At 65.9% G+C, this 17,917-nt stretch carries 16 protein-coding genes; 3 read left to right on the forward strand and 13 right to left on the reverse strand.

Annotated features, from left to right (window positions below; all coding sequences use genetic code 11):
- Positions 1 to 2 precede the first annotated feature (2 nt).
- The 3 genes from ABIC75_RS16500 to ABIC75_RS16510 all read left to right on the forward strand — a co-directional run bounded on the left by ABIC75_RS16500 (position 3) and on the right by ABIC75_RS16510 (position 3,122).
- Positions 3 to 764, forward strand: a complete 762-nt coding sequence (locus ABIC75_RS16500; RefSeq protein ID WP_354014985.1) for an SDR family NAD(P)-dependent oxidoreductase — start codon at positions 3 to 5, stop codon at positions 762 to 764.
- Positions 761 to 1,666: an SMP-30/gluconolactonase/LRE family protein gene (locus tag ABIC75_RS16505; RefSeq protein WP_354014986.1), complete on the forward strand. Its 906-nt coding sequence runs from the start codon at positions 761 to 763 to the stop codon at positions 1,664 to 1,666. Before ABIC75_RS16500 ends, ABIC75_RS16505 begins: the two co-directional genes overlap by 4 nt.
- A 64-nt stretch (positions 1,667 to 1,730) precedes the next feature.
- Positions 1,731 to 3,122: a sugar porter family MFS transporter gene (locus ABIC75_RS16510; RefSeq protein ID WP_354014987.1), complete on the forward strand. Its 1,392-nt coding sequence runs from the start codon at positions 1,731 to 1,733 to the stop codon at positions 3,120 to 3,122.
- Positions 3,123 to 3,180: 58 nt separating this feature from the next.
- Here the strand turns inward: ABIC75_RS16510 and hrpB are convergent, their stop codons facing one another.
- From hrpB to ABIC75_RS16575, 13 genes are all read right to left on the reverse strand, one after another.
- The gene (gene hrpB / locus ABIC75_RS16515; RefSeq protein WP_354014988.1) at positions 3,181 to 5,697 is read right to left on the reverse strand and encodes an ATP-dependent helicase HrpB; all 2,517 of its coding nucleotides are present in this window, start codon (positions 5,695 to 5,697) and stop codon (positions 3,181 to 3,183) included.
- A gap of 157 nt (positions 5,698 to 5,854) precedes the next feature.
- Entirely contained in the window at positions 5,855 to 8,272 is a 2,418-nt protein-coding gene (gspD, locus tag ABIC75_RS16520) for a type II secretion system secretin GspD (protein WP_354014989.1), read from the reverse strand.
- A 4-nt stretch (positions 8,273 to 8,276) separates the two neighbouring features.
- Complete coding sequence (locus ABIC75_RS16525) at positions 8,277 to 9,002, reverse strand: hypothetical protein (protein ID WP_354014990.1); 726 nt, start codon at positions 9,000 to 9,002, stop codon at positions 8,277 to 8,279.
- On the reverse strand, positions 8,999 to 9,625 hold the full coding sequence (gspM, locus tag ABIC75_RS16530; RefSeq protein ID WP_354014991.1) for a type II secretion system protein GspM: 627 nt from the start codon (positions 9,623 to 9,625) through the stop codon (positions 8,999 to 9,001). The genes ABIC75_RS16525 and gspM overlap by 4 nt, the downstream gene beginning before the upstream one ends.
- Positions 9,622 to 10,782, reverse strand: coding sequence for a PilN domain-containing protein (locus ABIC75_RS16535; protein WP_354014992.1), 1,161 nt, complete (start codon positions 10,780 to 10,782; stop codon positions 9,622 to 9,624). The genes gspM and ABIC75_RS16535 overlap by 4 nt, the downstream gene beginning before the upstream one ends.
- Positions 10,779 to 11,639, reverse strand: coding sequence for a general secretion pathway protein GspK (locus ABIC75_RS16540; protein WP_354014993.1), 861 nt, complete (start codon positions 11,637 to 11,639; stop codon positions 10,779 to 10,781). The genes ABIC75_RS16535 and ABIC75_RS16540 overlap by 4 nt, the downstream gene beginning before the upstream one ends.
- Positions 11,636 to 12,319, reverse strand: a complete 684-nt coding sequence (locus ABIC75_RS16545; protein ID WP_354014994.1) for a prepilin-type N-terminal cleavage/methylation domain-containing protein — start codon at positions 12,317 to 12,319, stop codon at positions 11,636 to 11,638. Before ABIC75_RS16545 ends, ABIC75_RS16540 begins: the two co-directional genes overlap by 4 nt.
- Entirely contained in the window at positions 12,316 to 12,711 is a 396-nt protein-coding gene (locus tag ABIC75_RS16550; RefSeq protein ID WP_354014995.1) for a type IV pilus modification PilV family protein, read from the reverse strand. Before ABIC75_RS16550 ends, ABIC75_RS16545 begins: the two co-directional genes overlap by 4 nt.
- Positions 12,708 to 13,208 carry a GspH/FimT family pseudopilin gene (locus ABIC75_RS16555; protein WP_354014996.1) on the reverse strand — a complete coding sequence of 167 codons (501 nt, stop codon included), beginning with the start codon at positions 13,206 to 13,208 and terminating at the stop codon, positions 12,708 to 12,710. Before ABIC75_RS16555 ends, ABIC75_RS16550 begins: the two co-directional genes overlap by 4 nt.
- Positions 13,209 to 13,211: 3 nt before the next feature.
- The gene (gspG, locus tag ABIC75_RS16560; RefSeq protein ID WP_354014997.1) at positions 13,212 to 13,634 is read right to left on the reverse strand and encodes a type II secretion system major pseudopilin GspG; all 423 of its coding nucleotides are present in this window, start codon (positions 13,632 to 13,634) and stop codon (positions 13,212 to 13,214) included.
- A 29-nt stretch (positions 13,635 to 13,663) separates the two neighbouring features.
- Positions 13,664 to 14,881, reverse strand: coding sequence for a type II secretion system inner membrane protein GspF (gene gspF, locus ABIC75_RS16565; protein WP_354014998.1), 1,218 nt, complete (start codon positions 14,879 to 14,881; stop codon positions 13,664 to 13,666).
- Between the two features lie 15 nt (positions 14,882 to 14,896).
- Complete coding sequence (gene gspE / locus ABIC75_RS16570) at positions 14,897 to 16,630, reverse strand: type II secretion system ATPase GspE (protein WP_354014999.1); 1,734 nt, start codon at positions 16,628 to 16,630, stop codon at positions 14,897 to 14,899.
- 392 nt (positions 16,631 to 17,022) lie between these two features.
- The gene (locus tag ABIC75_RS16575; RefSeq protein ID WP_354015000.1) at positions 17,023 to 17,889 is read right to left on the reverse strand and encodes a YadA family autotransporter adhesin; all 867 of its coding nucleotides are present in this window, start codon (positions 17,887 to 17,889) and stop codon (positions 17,023 to 17,025) included.
- Positions 17,890 to 17,917: the final 28 nt, after the last annotated feature.

Raw genomic sequence — 17,917 nt, forward strand, 5'->3', positions numbered from 1 at the left:
GCATGACGTTTGCAACCTACCCCAGCCTGGCCGAGCGCCATGTCTTCATCTCCGGCGGCGCCACCGGCATCGGCGCGGCATTCGTGGAGCATTTCGCGAAACAGGGTGCGCGCGTGTCGTTCATCGACATCGATCAAGCGAGCGGCGAGCAGCTCGTGCGAGGCCTCGAGACCTGCCCGCATCGCCCGCTGTTCGTGCGCTGCGACGTCACCCAACTCGATGCATTGGAAGCCGCCATCGCCACGGCCCGCGACGTACACGGACCGATCGGCGTGCTGGTGAACAACGCGGCCAACGACGTGCGCCATACCTTCGGCAGCACCACGGCGGCCGAGTTCGACCAGAGCATGGCGATCAATCTTCGCCACCAGTATTTCGCCACGCAGGCCGTGCGCGACGACATGCGTTCGCTCGGCGGCGGCTCGGTGATCTGCCTGGGTTCCACCGGCTGGATGAAGAAGAACGCAGGCTACCCGATGTATGCGATGGCCAAGGCCGCCGTGCATGGCCTGGTCAACGGGCTGGCGCGCGAGCTGGGTCGCGACGGCATCCGCATCAACGCGCTGGTGCCCGGCTGGGTGATCACGGAAAAACAGCGCCGTCTCTGGCTCGACGCCGACGGCGAAGCGGAGATTGCGCGCGTGCAATGCATGCCCGGCTACCTGATGGCGGATGATCTGGCGCGCGCGGCCTTGTTCCTTGCTGCCGACGACAGCCGCATGTGCACCGGACAGGATTTCATCGTCGATGGAGGTTGGGTATGAATGCGCGCGCCGCAGTGGCCATGCAGGTGCACAACACGCTGGGCGAAGGCGTGACGTGGTGCGATCGTGGACAGGTGCTGTACTGGACCGACATCCTCGCGTCCGCATTGTGGCGTTACCGTCCGCACGACGGCGCACTGCATCAGTGGACGATGCCGGAACGGCTGGCGAGTTTCGCCTTGTGCGAGGCAGACGGCTGGTTGCTGCTCGGCCTCGCCTCGCGCCTCGCCTTCTTCCACCCGTCCACCCAAGCGATGGTTCCCGTGACCGACGTGGAGGCCGATCTGGCCACACGACTCAACGACGGCGCATGCGATCGCCAGGGGCGCTTCGTGTTCGGCACGCTGCATGAACCTGCCACGGGTCCCAAGCAGCCGGTGGGCGGTTTCTATCGGTTGAACCACGACCTGTCGCTGGAGCGCCTGCCTTTGCCGGGCGTGGCGATCAGCAACAGCGTGGCGTTCAGTCCCGACGGCAACACCATGTATTTCTGCGACTCGCCGTCGCGCGCCATCCAGTGCTGCGATTACGGCGACAATGTCTCCAACATCCGTACCTTCGTGACACTGGACGATTCGCGCGGCGAGCCTGATGGCTCCGCCGTCGACCGCGATGGTGGCCTGTGGAATGCCCAATGGGGATTGGGTCGCGTGGTACGTTACACGGCGCAGGGCCAGCTCGATCACATCATCGACGTACCGACATCGCAGCCGACCAAGCCCGCCTTTGGCGGCACCGATTTCTCCACGCTCTACATCACCAGCGCGCGCATCGGACTGGACGACGCCGCGCTTGCTTCGCAGCCCTACGCCGGTGCATTGTTCTTCGCCGATGCGGGTTTTCGTGGCATGCCGGAACCGCGCTTCGCGGGTCCGCCGCCACACGTCATCGCCGCCGCTTGAGGGATAGCGGCCTCACCACGAACGCCCATAGAAGCATCATCACCGCCTGCGGGGGAGTTTTTCAATGAATGCCCAAGTCATCGCGCCATCCTCGGCGCAATCGAAGGCCACCGTCATCTTCACCTGTGTACTCGCCGCGCTGGCCGGACTCATGTTCGGTCTCGACATCGGCGTGATCTCCGGGGCCACGCAATTCATCCAGGCCGAATACAAGGTCAGCGACCACACCATCGAATGGATCGTCAGCTCGATGATGTTCGGCGCCGCCGTGGGCGCGGTGGGCGCGGGCTGGTTGTCGGCCACGCTGGGACGCAAGCGCTCGCTGATCCTCGGCGCCGTGCTGTTCGTGCTGGGCTCGTTGCTGTCGGGCGCGGCATGGTCGCCGGAAACGCTGATCGCCGCGCGCGTGGTGCTGGGCCTCGCCATCGGCCTGGCCACGTTCACCGCACCGCTGTACCTGGCCGAAGTCGCACCCGAACACATTCGCGGCGCCATGATTTCCACCTATCAGCTGATGATCACCACCGGCATCCTGGTGGCGTTCCTCTCCGATACCGCGTTGAGCTACAGCGGCGCATGGCGCTGGATGCTCGGCATCATCGCCATTCCCGGCGCGCTGTTCCTGTTTGGTGTGATGTTCCTGCCCGACAGTCCGCGCTGGCTGATGATGCGCGGCCGTCGCGACGAAGCGATCGAGGTTCTGCAGCGCCTTCGCGGCGACAGCGCCGTGGTGGCGCGTGAAGCAGCCGACATCGAAGAGCAGCTCAAGACGCCGCAGCGCGGCTGGCACATGTTCACCGAGAACCGCAATTTCCGTCGCTCGGTATGGCTGGGCGTGCTGCTGCAGCTGATGCAGCAGTTCACTGGCATGAACGTGGTGATGTACTACGCGCCGCGCATCTTCAAGGAAATGGGCTACGACACGTCGGCACAGATGTGGTTCACCGCGCTCGTTGGGCTCACCAACGTACTCGCCACCTTCATTGCCATTGCGCTGATCGACCGCTGGGGCCGCAAGCCCATCCTCTACACCGGTTTTACCGTGATGGCCGTTGGCCTGGGCGTGGTCGGCCTGATGATGCACAACGGCATCCACGATCAGGGCGCGCAGATCTTCACCGTGGCGATGCTGCTGACCTTCATCGTCGGCTTCGCCATGTCCGCCGGCCCGCTGATCTGGACGCTGTGCTCGGAGATCCAGCCGCTCAAGGGCCGCGACTTCGGCATCGCCTGTTCCACCTTCACCAACTGGGCCTGCAACTACCTCGTCGGCATCAGCTTCCTCAGCCTGCTCAACGGCATCGGCAACGCGAACACCTTCTGGCTCTATGCCGCGCTCAACGCGGTGTTCATCCTGCTCACGTTCTGGCTGGTGCCCGAGACCAAGGGCGTGACGCTGGAGCAGATCGAACGCAACCTGATGAGCGGCAAGCGCCTGCGCGAGATCGGTCGCTGATCGATACTCAAGCTCATCGATAAAAGAGGCTGCCGCACCATGAGGTCGGCAGCCTTTTTTATGTGCCGCGCGGCTTGGCGCGATGCGTGGGAACGGCCGTCCATGGATCATCCGGCCACGGATGACGCGGGTACCTGCCCTTCAGTTCCTTCTTCACTTCGGGATACGTGCGCTCCCAGAAGCCCTTGAGGTCCTGCGTGACCTGGATGGGACGCCCGGCGGGTGAAAGCAGGTGCAGCGTGACCGGGATGCGCCCGTTCGCCACGCGCGGCGTGTCGGCAAGTCCAAACAGTTCCTGCAGCTTCACTGCGAGCACGGGCGCTTCGCCTTCGGCGTATTCCAGGCGGCGCGTCATGCCACTGGGCACCGTCAGGCTTTCGGGCACGTTGGCATCGAGCTGCCGGCGCTGCTCATAGTCGAACAAGGTGCCGAGTGCTTGCGAGAGTTCTTCTGCGCTCAAGGCATCGAGGCGGCGTTTGCCATCGAGGTATGGTGCGAGCCATTGCTCCATCGAGTCCAGCAAGGCGGCGTCGGAGATATCGGGCAGACCGAGTTCCGGCATCCATCCGCGCAAGGCCTGCATGCGAGCGCGCAGGCGCCGCGCGTTCTCGCTCCACGGCAGTGCGTCGATGCCTTTTGCACGCACGGCGGCAAGCAAGGCGGGCAACGCGTCTTCGGGCTTCACGGGCACGCTGCGGCGTTCGAGCACGATATTGGCGTAGCGATGTTCGTCGAAGGCTTCGACGGCATTGCGTTCGTCGTTCCAGCGCAGGGCGCGTTCGCGCTTGAACTGCGCGGGATAGTCGCGCTCCAGCACGCGCGGATCGATGGGCGCGGCCGCAAGGATCAGGCTGTCGCGCGCTTCGAAGCGGACATCGAGCGCCACCAGCCACGGCTCCCCCAGCAGGGCCGTGTTTTCGTGCAGGCGCGCACCACGGCCGTTGGCCAGCGTGTAGCGCAGCGGATTGCTGTCGTCGCGACGCGCCACGCGATCGGGAAAGGCATGCAGCAGCAGATCGCCCACGGCATGACTGTCCGGCACACCGGTGGCGGCCGAACGCATGTCGAGACGACGACGCCAGCCTTTGCTCGCCTGCTCGATGGCAGCGAGCGCGCCGGCATCTGCACCGCCCCGCGCACCGGCGGTGTGGCGATCACGCCATACATGCAGCGCACTGACGCGTGCGCGGAAGTCATCGCTACGCGCCTGCTCGCCACGCAAAGGGGAACGCGCCTCCATCAAGGCCAGCAGGTCGGCCACCAGTGAACGCAGTTCGGGCTCGGCGCGCAACGCCGCCGCACCCAGCCGCGGCGTTGCGCCGAGTTCGAGCATCTCGCGTCCGAGCGCCGTGATGCGTCCGTCCACCGCGAGCGCGCCCAGCTGCACCAATAGTTCACGCGCCTGCGCAAGCGCGCCGGCGGGTGGCGCATCGAGCCAAGGCAGATGATTCCCGCTCTCCGCGGTGATGCCCCACGCAGCAAGTTCCAGCGCGAGACCGGACAGTTCGGCCTGCGCGATTTCCGCCGTGCGCGATACATCCAGCCGCTTGCTCTGCGGCCACAGGCGATACGCCGTGCCTTCGGCGACGCGACCCGCGCGACCGGCGCGCTGATCGGCCGAGGCCTGCGAGATGTTCACCGTTTCCAGTCGCGTGAATCCCGAATTCGGATCGAAGCGCGGTTCGCGCGCGAGGCCGCTGTCCACCACTGCGCGAATGCCCGGCAGCGTGACGCTGGATTCGGCCACATTGGTGGCGAGCACCACGCGGCGCGTGCCGTGCTCGGCCGGACTCAGCGCCGCCTGCTGTTCGGCCATCGAGAGTTCGCCATGCAACGCGACGATGGCGATGTTCTCGTCCAGTGACGATTCGAGCGTGGCTTGCGTGCGGGCGATCTCGCGACGTCCCGGAAGAAACGCGAGCACGTCGCCTTCGTTCTCTTCCAGCGCCTGCCGTACGATGCGCGCGAGTTGATGTTCGGTCGTTTCCTGCGTGCGTGCAGCGGGATATTCCACGCGCACCGGAAAACTGCGGCCAGGGCTGCTGATGCGCGGCGCATCGAGCCACTGTGCAATGCGTTCGCCATCGAGCGTGGCGGACATCACCACGATGCGCAACTCGGGACGCAAGGTGCCCTGCACATCGAGCGCGAGCGCCGCACCAAGATCGCCGGCGAGATGACGTTCGTGGAATTCATCGAACAGGATGGCGCCGATGCCGGTGAGCTCGGGATCGTCCTGGATCAGGCGCGTGAGGATGCCTTCTGTCACCACCTCGATGCGCGTCGCCGCGCTGACTTTCGCCTCGAAACGGATGCGATAGCCGACCGTCTGCCCCACCTCCTCGCCCATCTGCTTCGCCATGAACTGCGCGGCCGCGCGCGCAGCGATACGGCGCGGCTCCAGCATCAGGATCTTGCTGCCAGCAAGCCATGGTTCATTGAGCAAGGCCAGCGGAACTTGCGTGGTCTTGCCGGCACCGGGCGGCGCTTCGAGCACGAGACGTGGGTGTGCCGCGAGAGAGGCGGCGATCTCGGGCAGGAGCGGGGTGATGGGAAAGGAAGGCGAGGTACTCATCGCGGAGATGATACCGGGGAGAAGGGAAGGGACTCGCGGGCTGTCTTTGGGGATGGCGAGCGGGGAAAAAAAGCCTCCCTCTTTGGAGCGGCTTGGCGAGATTGTCCCCTCACCCCAGCCCTCTCCTCGAAAAGGGGAGAGGGAGAAGAGGCGCAGCTTACGGATGCACCGTCGTATTCGTCGCCCCCGCAGGTGCACCCGCAGCGGCGCCCGCCGCACGCAACGGCGCCAGCGACTCAAACTTCCGCTGATACTCATCCGTCACCTGCTTGGCCTCTTCGCTGCTGGTGATCACGCGCGGGGTGATGAGCACGATGAGTTCGGTGCGGTTGCGGTTGTGGCTGGTGGTGCCGAACAGGCGGCCGAGGATGGGGATGCGGTTGAGGCCGGGGACGCCGGTGTCGGTGTTGTTTTCGTTCTGCTGGATCAGGCCGCCGAGCAGCACGGTCTGGCCACTCTGCACGGCGATCTGCGTGCCCACGGCGCGCTGCTGGATGGTGAAGTTGCCTTGCGAGTTGGCCGCGCCGGTGGTGTTGCTCACCTGCTGCTGCACGTTGAGATACACCAGGCCACCGGGATTCACGCGCGGCTGCACGTCGAGGATCACGCCGGTGGGCAGATAACTCACGCTGCTGGCGGTGGACGTGGTGGTGGTGGTGCCCAGGCCGGGAACGATGGACGTCTGATTGATCGGCACCTGATCGCCCACCTGGATGTGTGCGACCTGGTTGTTCAGCACGACCAGCGACGGTGCGGACAACGTCTTCGTGTTGCCGTTGGTTTCCAGCGCGCGGATGGCCACCTGGAATTTGCCGTTGCTGCTCAGGAACGAATAGAACAGCGGTTCGCCCTGGTATTGGTTGCCGCCGGAGCCCACCGAGATCTGGCGATGCGCGCCGGGCGGGATATTGGTGGCGCCGTTGACGTTGCCGTTGCTGTCATACGTCGGCGTGCTGCCGGCCAGGCCTTGCAGGTACCACTGCACGCCAAACTCCAGCTCGCCGGTGAGATCGACTTCCAAAATGCGCATCTCGATCTGCACCTGCAGCGGCACGTTGTCGAGCCGCTTGATGGCCTGCTCGATTTCCTTCCACTGCGAGGGACGCGCACGCACGAGCAGCTGGTTGTTCGCATCCACCGAGCCGATGCGGATGGAGCCGTCTTCGGACACGTACTGCTGGCCCGCGTTGGTGTTGTTGCCATTGGTGTTGCTGCCGAACGACGACATGCCGCCGGCCGCACCACCGCTGGTGCCGGTGTTGCCGAAGCCGGAAGTGGTGCCCGTCGTTCCGGTGCTACCAAAACCACCGGCCGTGCCGTTGTTGCCGAAACCGCCCGCGCTACCAAAGCCACCGCCCACGCCATTGACGGTGGGCGAGCTGCCGAAGCTGCCGGCCGTGCTGCCCAGGCCGCTGGCGTTGCCGTTAGCGTTGTCGGTGCCCAAGGTGGCGCCGTTGAGACCCGGCCCGACCCTGCCCGCATCGCCGCCGCCACCGCCGCCCTTGGTGTAGATCTGGCCCAGGTATTGCGCGAGATCGGACGCCTTGATGTTGCGCACGTCGTACACGAACAACTCCGGTTCGTTGCCGCCGCCGCGATCGATCTTGGTGATCCAGTCGCCCACTTCCTGCAGGTAGGTGGGCTGGCTGCTGATCACCACGATGGCGTTGGTGCGTTCGATTGGCAGGAAACGCACCATGCCAGCGAGTGGCGTGTCGCCCTTGGGGCCGAACATCTGGTCGAGTTGTGGCCCAAGCTCGCCCACGTTGGCGTGTTGCAGCGAGAACACGCCCACCGACATGCCGCGCAGCCAGTCCACGTCGAAGGTGTGGATGGTGCGCTGGTAGTTGTCCAGTTCGGCCGGCGTGCCGGAGAGCACGATGAGGTTGCGCGAGGGATCGGCCAGCAGCACCGCATCGGTACGCGCGAACGGCTTGATCAGTTTCTGCATCTCGCCGGCGGAGATGTAGCGCAGCGGATACAGCCGCGCCTGCAGGCCGCCCTGCGGCGCTACCGCGTTGAGGCTGGGCACGAGGTTGCCGGCCACCGCGTCCTTCGCCGGCATCACCACGTACTGGCCATCGCGCATCACCAGAGCGTTGTTGGTCCACGACAGCAGCGTTTCCAAGATGGGGATGGCCTGGCTGCTGTCCACCGGTTCGGAGGTGGAGAAGGACACGTTGCCCTGCACGCCCGGCACGATGGTGTAGTTCTGCTTGAGCAGATCACCCAGGATCGCCTTCACCACCGCCTGCACCGGCTGGTTTTCGAAGTTGAAGGTGACCGCGCCATCGCCGCTGGCGACCTTGCGCGGTTGCGCCAAGCCGGTGGTGCGCACGAACTGGCCGCTGCCTTCGCTGAGCTGCGGCTTCTGCGTGGCGTTCTGGTCGAGCGCGGCGCTGCGCGTGTTGAGCGGCAATGGCGCCGGCACCGGCTTCTCGGTGCCCGCCATCGCTTCGCGCTGCAAGGCACCGTCGTCCTTGGCCGGCGGCGGCAGCGTCTGGCAACCGGCCAGCCACAGGGCCAGGGTGAGCGTACTGATGCGGGTCAACCGCGACGTGCGCTGGATGGACATGGCGTTAATGGGCTCCCTCGGGGGTCGCCGCCTGCTGTTGGGCGCGGCGCTTCTGGATGGCTTCTTTCAACAAGCGGATGCGATCGGCCTGCGCGTCCACCGCGTTGGGCGACTGCAAGGCCGGATTGGGTGTGTTGGTTGGATTGGCGGCGTTGAACATCGGCCCGTTCTGCGGCGCGGGCACGGGGCCCACGGCCATGGCGGGCGCCGGCGGTGCCGGCGGCGGCGCGTTGCCTTCCGCCTTGGGAATATCTATCGGCGCACCGGCGGGCAACTGCAACTCGGTGCGGCCGCTGCTCGATTCGAACACGGCCGAGCGCGGACGCAGATCCACCAGACGCCAGCTGCCATCGGGCAGCGCATCGCCCTGGCGCACGCGCACCTCGTGCTCGCCGCTCTTGTCGCGCAGGAGTGCCATGTGCAGCGGCGGCGTGAGGATGATGCCGGTGAGCTGCATGTCGCCCAGGCTCGCACCACCTGCCGCTGCATGCAGCGACGGCTTGCGGTCGTTGCTGAAGAGCGGCTGCGTCCACACGGCGGAGAACTGCGCGAGCGGCACCGGCGGCGGCAGGCCTTGATCGTGCGCGGGCGGCAACGTCGCGGCGGCGCGCTGCGGGCCCCACGACACGCCGCGTCCCACGCCCACCAGCAACACCAACAGCAGCGCGCCGAACAGCACGGCCACTCCGCCGAGCAGCGGCGTCAGGCGACGTTGCGCGGCAGCGTTCATGGCGCACCGCCTTGGGCATCGCTGCTCGCGCGCGGCTGGCGCACGTAGCCGGACAAGGTGAACTGCACTTCCAGCGGCGCCGCGGCCTGCTGCATCGCGGCCACCGGGTTGCGGTAGATGCTCAGGTCATCCACGAACAGATACGGCGTGCCCTGCTCCAGATCGTGCAGCGTCTCGGCCAGCGGCTGCACATCGCAGCGCAGGCTGATGCTCACCGCCACCTTGCGATACGGCTCATCGGGCGCGGCGGGGGGATTGGTCACCGGCATCTTCTGCGTGACATCGCACGCGCCGCCTTGCGGATGCGCGGCCACCGCATCGACCACGCGCTGCATCAAGCCCGCGGCGGCGGCGTTCGGATCGTCTTCCGGCAAAAACGCATGACTGGCCGCCTGCCCCGCACCCATCGCCGCGATGCGTTGTTGCAGCTGCGGCTTCTCGGCAATGGCCGCGGCGTAGCGCGCATGCGTGTCGCGCAGGTCGTCCATCTCGCTGTGGATCGCCTGCAACGGCGCCACGAACCACCAGTGCAGCAGCGCGAAATACGCGATCACCAGCACCACCAACAGCAACAGCACCGCGGCGATGCGGCTCTCGCGGGGCTTGAGGGTGGTCAGCTTCATGGGGCGCTTCCTGCCGTGGCCGGTGCCTTGGATTTGGCTTCGGCGGGCTTGCGCAGTTGCGCGACCATGTAGAAGCGCTCCTTGCCGGTGGAAGGGTCCACCTGAATCGTGCCCTGGAAGTTCGCATCGGTGATGACAGGCGAACCCTTGAGCGCATCCACCAGGCGCGCCGCCTGCGGGCTCTGCCCCTGGAAACCGACCTGCCCGCTGTTGTCGATGCTCAGACGCTCCAGCCACGCCGTCGTGGGCAGGCGCTGACTGATGTCCTGCAGCACGCCGAGCGCAGACACTTTATGCAGTTTGCGTTCCGCGAGGAAACCGGCGGCGCCGGCGTTGTCCTGCAACTGCTGGCGCAAGGCGGACACCTGCTGCGCATCCGCACGCATGCCTTCCACCTCGCTGCGCATCTGTTCCAGTGCGGCCTCGCGGTTGTGCAGGAACTGCATCAGCGACAGCAACAGCAAGATGATGGCCGCCGCGCCCAGCGCGAGATTCAAGCGTTGCCGCGGATGCGTGCGGCGAGAGGCGAGTTCCGCGGGCAACAGGTTCGCGCCGAGACGGTCCGCACCGAGCGACACGTCGACCGCATCCACCTGAAGGCCCGATGCGGCCAGTTTCGCCAGCACGGGATCGAGCGTATGACGAGGCACCACGACCAGTTCCGCAGCGAAGCGTCCCGGCGGCGCCGGTACGCGCACTTCGCGCACGTCGTAGCGCACTTGTTCGACACGGAAAGGTGTTTGCCGATCCATCTCGAACGCACCGATCTGCTGCAGATTGTCGCGCGCCGCCAACGGCAGGTTCAGGCGCGGGCGAAGCACGTCCGCAGGGTTCAGGCACAAGGCCATGCGCAAGTCTTCGGTGTCCACGCCGCGCAGTGCATCGGCCATCGCCACCTGTTGGCTGGCAGGATCGAGCTGAGCGTTCCAGCGCGCCAGCTCCTGAGCCCCACCGGCCTTGCGCAGGGTCCACTCCTCGCCGTCGAGTTGCAGCAGGTGCCACGCCAGGCCCCCGCCAAAACGGCTGCGCCAGCTCGCCGGGAGCAAGGCCAGCAGCTCGCCGCCCCACCACGCGAAGAAGCGCGGCATGGGCGAACCACGCCATGCGCGACGCGCGCGGTCGAACTGCAACTGCAGCGGCTGCGTTGTCGTATTCACTCGCCCTCTCCCTCCTGCCAACGCAGCACGGTATACGGCAGTGCGCCCGGGCGTATGCCCTGTATCCGCACCGTGGCGCGCAGGATCGCACGCGTACCGTCGGCCAGCGTGGCCTCCGCGCGAATACTATGCGTCACTCCCTGTATAGCAGCTAGGCCCGGCTGTTGTGGACCGGCCGAGCGCGATGCCGCGATGGCCTGTGCCTGTTGCGGCGTCATGCCGGGAATGGCGGCCAACGCCAGCGGCGGTGCACTCGCCGGATCGGGCGTGGGACGGCCCGACCACAACGTGACCTGCGAGGCCACCGCGCGATACACCTTGGGATTCATGCCCAGCACCATCTGCAATTCCTCGACGGTGCCGAACGGCCCATGCCGGGGACCATAGTCCAGCCCGGCATTGGCGTAGGCGGCATTGGGCACCGTGCCCGGCGGTGAATAGGAGAAGCTGCGCCAGTCCACGATATTGCGCGCCAGTGATTGCGCATCCATGTCGGACATGCCGGCCGCGCGAAACAGGTTCTGCAGCACATCGGGCGAGGCGGCGTTGAGATCGACCTTGCCCGTCTCGCTGATGATGCTGATGGTGACCTTGGCATCGTTGAAGGCAAACGGATAGGCACGCCCATCGGACACCCAGCGCTGGTCCGGCTGCGGATCCTCCAGGGCATAGATCGCGCGCATCACGCCGGCTTCGGCGGCGTAGTGCGCCTGGGTTTGCGCAAACTGATACCGCGCCTGCAGACCTTCTGTGCGCGCCAATACCGCATAGCCGCCCACCAGAATGGCGAGCAAGGTGCACGCCCACAGCACCACGAGCAGGGCGACGCCACGCTGGCGATGCACGGCCGCGCTCATTGCACGTTCCGTCGCTGCAGGCCCTGCAGCAGATCGACGGCCTGCCCTTGCACTGCTGTTACATCGACACGCAGCGGCGCATCCAGCAAGGGCCAGCTGGTGCCGCCATCCAGTTGCAAGGCGACACGCACGATGCGCGGCATGGCACGCGTATCGTCCCAGCTGTCGCCCCATTGACCGGCGTGATCCTGCGTATCCGGCGCGCGATAGCTGAACTTGCCTTCGCGGATGCGATCCACCAACACCTCGGGCTCACCCAACGGCTTGGGCGCGCTGCCATCAGGCGGCATCACCGCGAAACTCGCTTCGAGCCGCGAGGTGCCATCGCCATTGGACACCAGCTTCAACTGCTGCAGCTGCGGCCCCAGCTTGCCGAGATAACCCGGCAGCGGCGCCACGAAGCGAAATTCGTGCGCGTCGCCCTTGAAATAGAGCGGATCACCCTTGTCGGTACGTTCCAGCGGCACCGCACGCGCCTGCGCGATTTCGCGGCGCAGGAACTGTTGTGCCGAACGTACTTCATCCATGCGCTCGATCGAGGCTTCGCCCGAACGCACCGTGTGCGTGGCCGTGCGCACGCCCGAATAGACGCCCAGCAACAGCAGCGCGAACAGCGCGAGGGCGCCCAGTACTTCCAGCAGCGTGAAGCCACGTGCACCATGGGCTGGAAACGGCGTCATGACGTCTTCACCGGGCCGAGCACGCGCAAAGTGCTGAAATGCGCGGAACGCTCGCGCAACGATGGCCCCCAGATCACGTCAAGGTCGAGCTTCATCACGCGGACGGCGACGTTCTGTCCGGTTGGCGCGGGATTCCACGGCGTCACCACCAGACGCCAGCGATAGTTGTCGTCGAAGCGTCCTTCCGTGCGCCCCGCTTGCAGCGGCGTGGTGATGTCCACCGTATCCAGCAGCGAGCGCGCCCACATCGCGGCCTGGCTGTGGTCGTCGGCATTGCGCGTGAGCTGGATGGAACCACCCGCCACTTTCAATAATGCCGTGAACGCAATGGCGAGCAACAGCGTCGCCGCCACGACTTCCAGCAAACTGAACCCGCGCGCCCGCCCTTTCATCGCTTCGCACTCACATCCGCCACGCTGACCGCGCCGGTCAGCCACGACACATTCACGCGCCACTGGCGTCGATCGCGCTGCAGCGTGATGTGGCCGCCGGTGGAGCTGCCGTCGGGGAAGAAGCGGATGCGGCCGGTGGTGCTGTCGACCTGGTCTTCCTTGGCGCTGGTGATGCCCAGCGTCATGCCCGAGGGCAGGCGCACCGAGGGGCCGTTGTCGGCGCGATAGGTGTTGTGACGCGTGTCGACGTCGAAGGTGTGTTCGTTGCCGTGCACGATGGCCTGGGTGCGCACGCCGCGCAGCGCGGCGGCCAGTTCGCCGCTGGCGGCGTTGACGCGTGCACTCGCCAGGCCTTGCGTGACCGACACGGCCACGGCGGCCGCCGCGATGCCGATCAACAGGATCACGGCAAGCATTTCGAGCAGCGTGAAGCCGCGCACGCTGGTCACCGCACACGAGGTGCGATGCCGTGCGATGCGTGGCGGCTTCCTTGTCATGCGTTACTGCCAGTTGCCCACGTCGGCGCTGTAACCATCGCCGCCGGGCTTGCCGTCCTGGCCGTAGAAAATGAGATCGAAGGCGCCGTGATCGCCCGGGGCCTTGTAGCCAAACTCATGGCCCCACGGATCATGCAGTTCCGATTCCTTCGCGTACGGGCCTTGCCAGTTGCGCGCGTTCGCGGGCTTCACCATCAGGTCCTGCAGTTGCTGCGGCGGCGCGCCGTTGTCGAGCGCGTAGTTTTCGATCTTCTGGCTCAGCGTGGTGAGCTGCGCCTTGCCCGCGCCGTACTTGCCCTTGTCCACGTTCTTGCCGACCTGGGTCACCACTACGGCACCGATGATGCCGATCAGCACGATCACCGCCAGCATTTCCAGCAGGGTGAAACCGCGCGCCGCGTGACGGCCGTGTGTCTTCTGTCGCATGGGAATCCTCATCGTCGTTCGAAAGTCGATTACTGAATGTGGCTGGTGAGATCGAGCATGGGCAGCAGGATGGCCGCCATGATGACGGCTACCAACACCGTCATCACGATGGTGAGCGCGGGCACCAGCGCCGCGAGCAATCGATCGATGGCGCGGCGGCTTTCCAGCTCGAAGGTGTCGGCCACCTTGAGCAGCATGGTGTCGAGCTGGCCCGCCTCCTCGCCCACCTGCACCATCTGCAGCGCGAGGCGCGGGAAGCGCTGCGATTGGGCGAGCGCGAAGGACAAACCGGCGCCCTCTTTCACTTGCTCGGACGCTTGCGCCAGCGCGAGATCCAACGCCTTGTTGCCGGTGACCTGCCGCGCAATGCCCAGCGAGGTAAGCAACGGCACGCCGTTCTTCAGCAGAGTGCCGAGCGTGCGCGCGATGCGTGCGGTCTGCACCTTGAGCATCAGCGGGCCGATCACTTTCATGGTGAGCAGGCGCGTGTGCCAGGCCAGCAGCGCGGCCGGGTCGCGCAGGCGCGAGCGCGCGATCAACACGCCGAGAATGATCAGGATGGCGATGGCCCACCACCATGTCTGCAAGGTGCCGCCCACCGCCAGCACGATCTGCGTGATCAGCGGAATCGGCACTTGCATGTCTTCGAAGATCGGCACGAACTGCGGCACCACGTAAGCGAGCAGCAACAGCAGCGAGCCGAGCACGCCGACCATCAGGAACGCGGGATAGATCAGCGCGTTGATGATGCTGCCGCGCAGCTGCTGCGAGCGTTCGAGATAATCGGCCAGGCGACGCAGCGTGTCTTCCAGCGAACCGCCCGCTTCACCGGCGCGCACCAGGCTGATGTAGAGCTTGGGGAATACGCTGTGCTCATCGTCCAACGCCTGCGAGAGCGGCGTGCCGCCGCGCACGCGATCGCGCACGCGCTCAATCAACTGCTTGGCGCTGGCGCCCTCGGGCAGATCCATCAGGATGCCGAGCGCGCGATCCAGCGGTTGCCCCGCACCGAGCAACGTCGCCAATTGATGCGTGAACTGCGCCAACTGATCGCCGGTGAACGCACCACGCTTGAACCAGCCGGCCATGCCGCCGCCCGCCGCACCGCTGTCGGCAGCGCGCGCATCGAGCGGCGTGTGGCCCTGATCCTGCAGCCGGCTCACCACCTCCTCGAGGCTGGCCGCTTCCATCTGGCCTTGCAGCACTTCGCCGGCGGCGCTGACGGCGCGGTAGCGGAATTGGGTCATGGCGTCACCGCCGCATCAACCTTCCTGCGTAACACGCAACACCTCCTCGAGGGTGGTCACGCCGGCCACGGCCTTGGCGATGCCGTCCTCGTACATGGTGCGCATGCCCTCGCTGCGCGCGAGCTTCTCGATCTCGCCCGCATCCGCGCGCTGCATCACCAGGCGGCGCAGCGGATCGGTCATCACCAGGAATTCCATGATGGCGCGACGGCCGCGATATCCGGTGGGATTGGCCGCGCTGGTGCCCGGCTTCCACAAGCGGATCGGGCGCTCGTTGGTGTACTTGTGCAACTCGAACTGCTCGATCACTTCCGGCAGTGCGTCATAGGGAATCGCCGTTTCCGGATCGAGCCGGCGCACCAGTCGCTGCGCCAGGATGCCGTTGACGGTGGAACCGAGCAGGTAATCCTCCACGCCCATGTCGAGCAGACGCGTGATACCGCCCGCGGCGCTGTTGGTGTGCAAGGTCGACAACACCAAGTGGCCGGTCAATGCAGACTGGATCGCGATGCGGCAGGTTTCCAGGTCGCGCATTTCGCCGATCATGATCACATCCGGATCCTGGCGCACGATGGAGCGCAGCGCCCCGGCGAAATCCAGCCCGATCTGCGGCTTCACCTGGATCTGGTTGATGCCTTCGATCTGGTATTCCACCGGATCTTCGACGGTGATGATCTTCACGTCCGGCGTATTGATCTGCGACAGCGCGGTGTACAGCGTGGTGGTCTTGCCCGAACCGGTCGGGCCGGTCACGAGCAGAATGCCGTGCGGCCGTTCCAGCACATCGACAAAGCGCTGCTGGAAGTTGTCGGTAAAACCGAGCGAGGCAAAGTCAAAAACCACCGATTCGCGATCGAGGATACGCATCACCACCGACTCGCCGAAGCTGGTCGGCACCGTCGACACGCGCAGATCCAATTCCTTGCCCTGCACGCGCAGCTGGATGCGACCATCCTGCGGCAACCGCCGCTCGGCGATATTGAGCTTGGCCATGATCTTCACGCGGGAAATCACGGCGGCCGTCGAACTCGATGGCGGCGCTTCCACCTCATGCAGCACGCCATCGATGCGGTAACGCACCTTCAGGCGATTTTCGAACGGCTCGATATGCACGTCCGACGCGCGCTGTTCCACCGCGCGCTGGAGAATGAGATTGACCAGGCGAATCACCGGCGCCTCGGAAGCGAGGTCGCGCAGATGCTCCACGTCGTCTTCCACGGCGGCGCTGCCGTCGAGATTCTCCACGATGGTGCCCATCGCCGACCGGCCCGAACCGTAGTAACGCTCGATCAGGTCATCGATCTCCGAGCGCAGTCCAATGCGCATCACCACCGGACGCCCCGCCGCCAGCTGCATCGCCTGCAACGGGTACGGATCGGCCGGATCGGACACCACCAGCCCCAACCCCTCCTCCCCCACCCGCACCGGCACCACGTGCTGCTGCTTGAGAAAGCGCACCGACACATCCAGCTCCGCCGGCGGCATCTCCGGCGCATCGCGCGCCGCCAGCAGTGGCGTGTGCAGCAACTCCGACCACGCTTCGGCCAGATCGCGCTCGGACACCAGACCCAGGCGCGCCATCAGCGCGGTCAACGTGCCGTCGGGGGATTCTTCGTGGAGGCGGCGCGCACGGGCGAAATCCGACTCCTTCAGCCGCCCACGGGAGACCAGCAGCGAACACACCGCCGCCTCGCGGCTTTCCATCGCCGCACCCTCCGCATTGGCCGCCGGCTTTGCGACTGCCGACATGTATCACCCCGTTTCCAGACTGGTTCCGACCCGCTAACCGCCCCCAACGGCACGGAGGCGCATTGTTAACACACCCGCCTGCGCACGCGCGAGCACGGTTTCTCACCTCGAACCATAAGTTCGGACACCGGAGCGCGCCTTGCGTTCCATGGCGCAGGGGTGCGATGTGACGCCATGACGGTGCGCCGGCATTTGAACTGTGACGTGCATCATTCGCAAGATTTTGTGATTGCTACGAAAAACGGCGCCCGGAGGCGCCGATGTACCCATATCGTGCATGCCACTGACGGTACCGACCGTCGCAACGTTCGCTCGATCGACAGGCCGAACGGGTCCTTGAACTCCTCAAGGAGACGCCACCCGTAGCCGGATGGCGTCCCATCTCCACCCATTTACCAGCCGAAGCCCGCACCTACGCCGACCGAAGAGTTGCCGCCGTTCGCGACGGAGCCTCCCACGCTGAGCGTCGCGGTACCTTCACGATTGAGCACGCGCTGGTAACCCACCGACAGGGCCGACTGGCCACCCTGCCAACCCATGCCTGCGCCAATGCGGTTATCGGTTCTTAGACCCGCCGTGTTGATGGCCATCTGCGTCATGGCCGCGGACATGGCGCCGGTCTGATCGATACGCTTGCCCTGTTGCCGGAACTGGTCATTCATCTGGGTGCGCAAGTCATTCACTGAACCACCAAGATTCTGGATGTTCTGGTCGGTGTACGACTTGGCCGTCTGGATCGCCTGCTGCGTCTGCTCGGTCAGCTGGTTGACGTTGACAGCATCGGTGCCCTGTGTACCCGCTGCGACGTTGGTGATCTGACGAGTGTTGCTTGCGGTGCCCACGGATACCGTATTGGCGCGGTCGGCGACGGAGCCCTGGCCCACGGCGACGGAGCCATTTGCCGTGGCCGACGCACCTTGACCAACCGCCGTAGCGGACGCAGCGGTGACGGCGCTGTCCGCGCCCACCGCGACTGCGTTGGTAGCTGTAACCGCGACCACGCTGTTCGCGCCCACCGCCACGCTGCCATCCGCCTTGACCTTGGCGTTCCCGCCCAGGGCCGTGTCGTCGGGACCTGCGGCATAGCTATCGTTGCCGATCGCCGTGCCGTAGCTGCCGAGCGCTGTCGCATTCTGGCCCAGCACCGACGCGTTGTTGCCGGATGCGTTGGAGTTATAGCCCACGGCCACACCCGCGCTGTTGCCGGCATTGGCCTTTGCATTGCTGGACGCACCGGCGTTGCCGTCGATGTATGGCACGGGTCACCGAATGCCGCGCTGTTGGAAC

It is taken from the genome of Dyella japonica (assembly GCF_040545895.1).
GTDB lineage: Bacteria > Pseudomonadota > Gammaproteobacteria > Xanthomonadales > Rhodanobacteraceae > Dyella > Dyella japonica_D.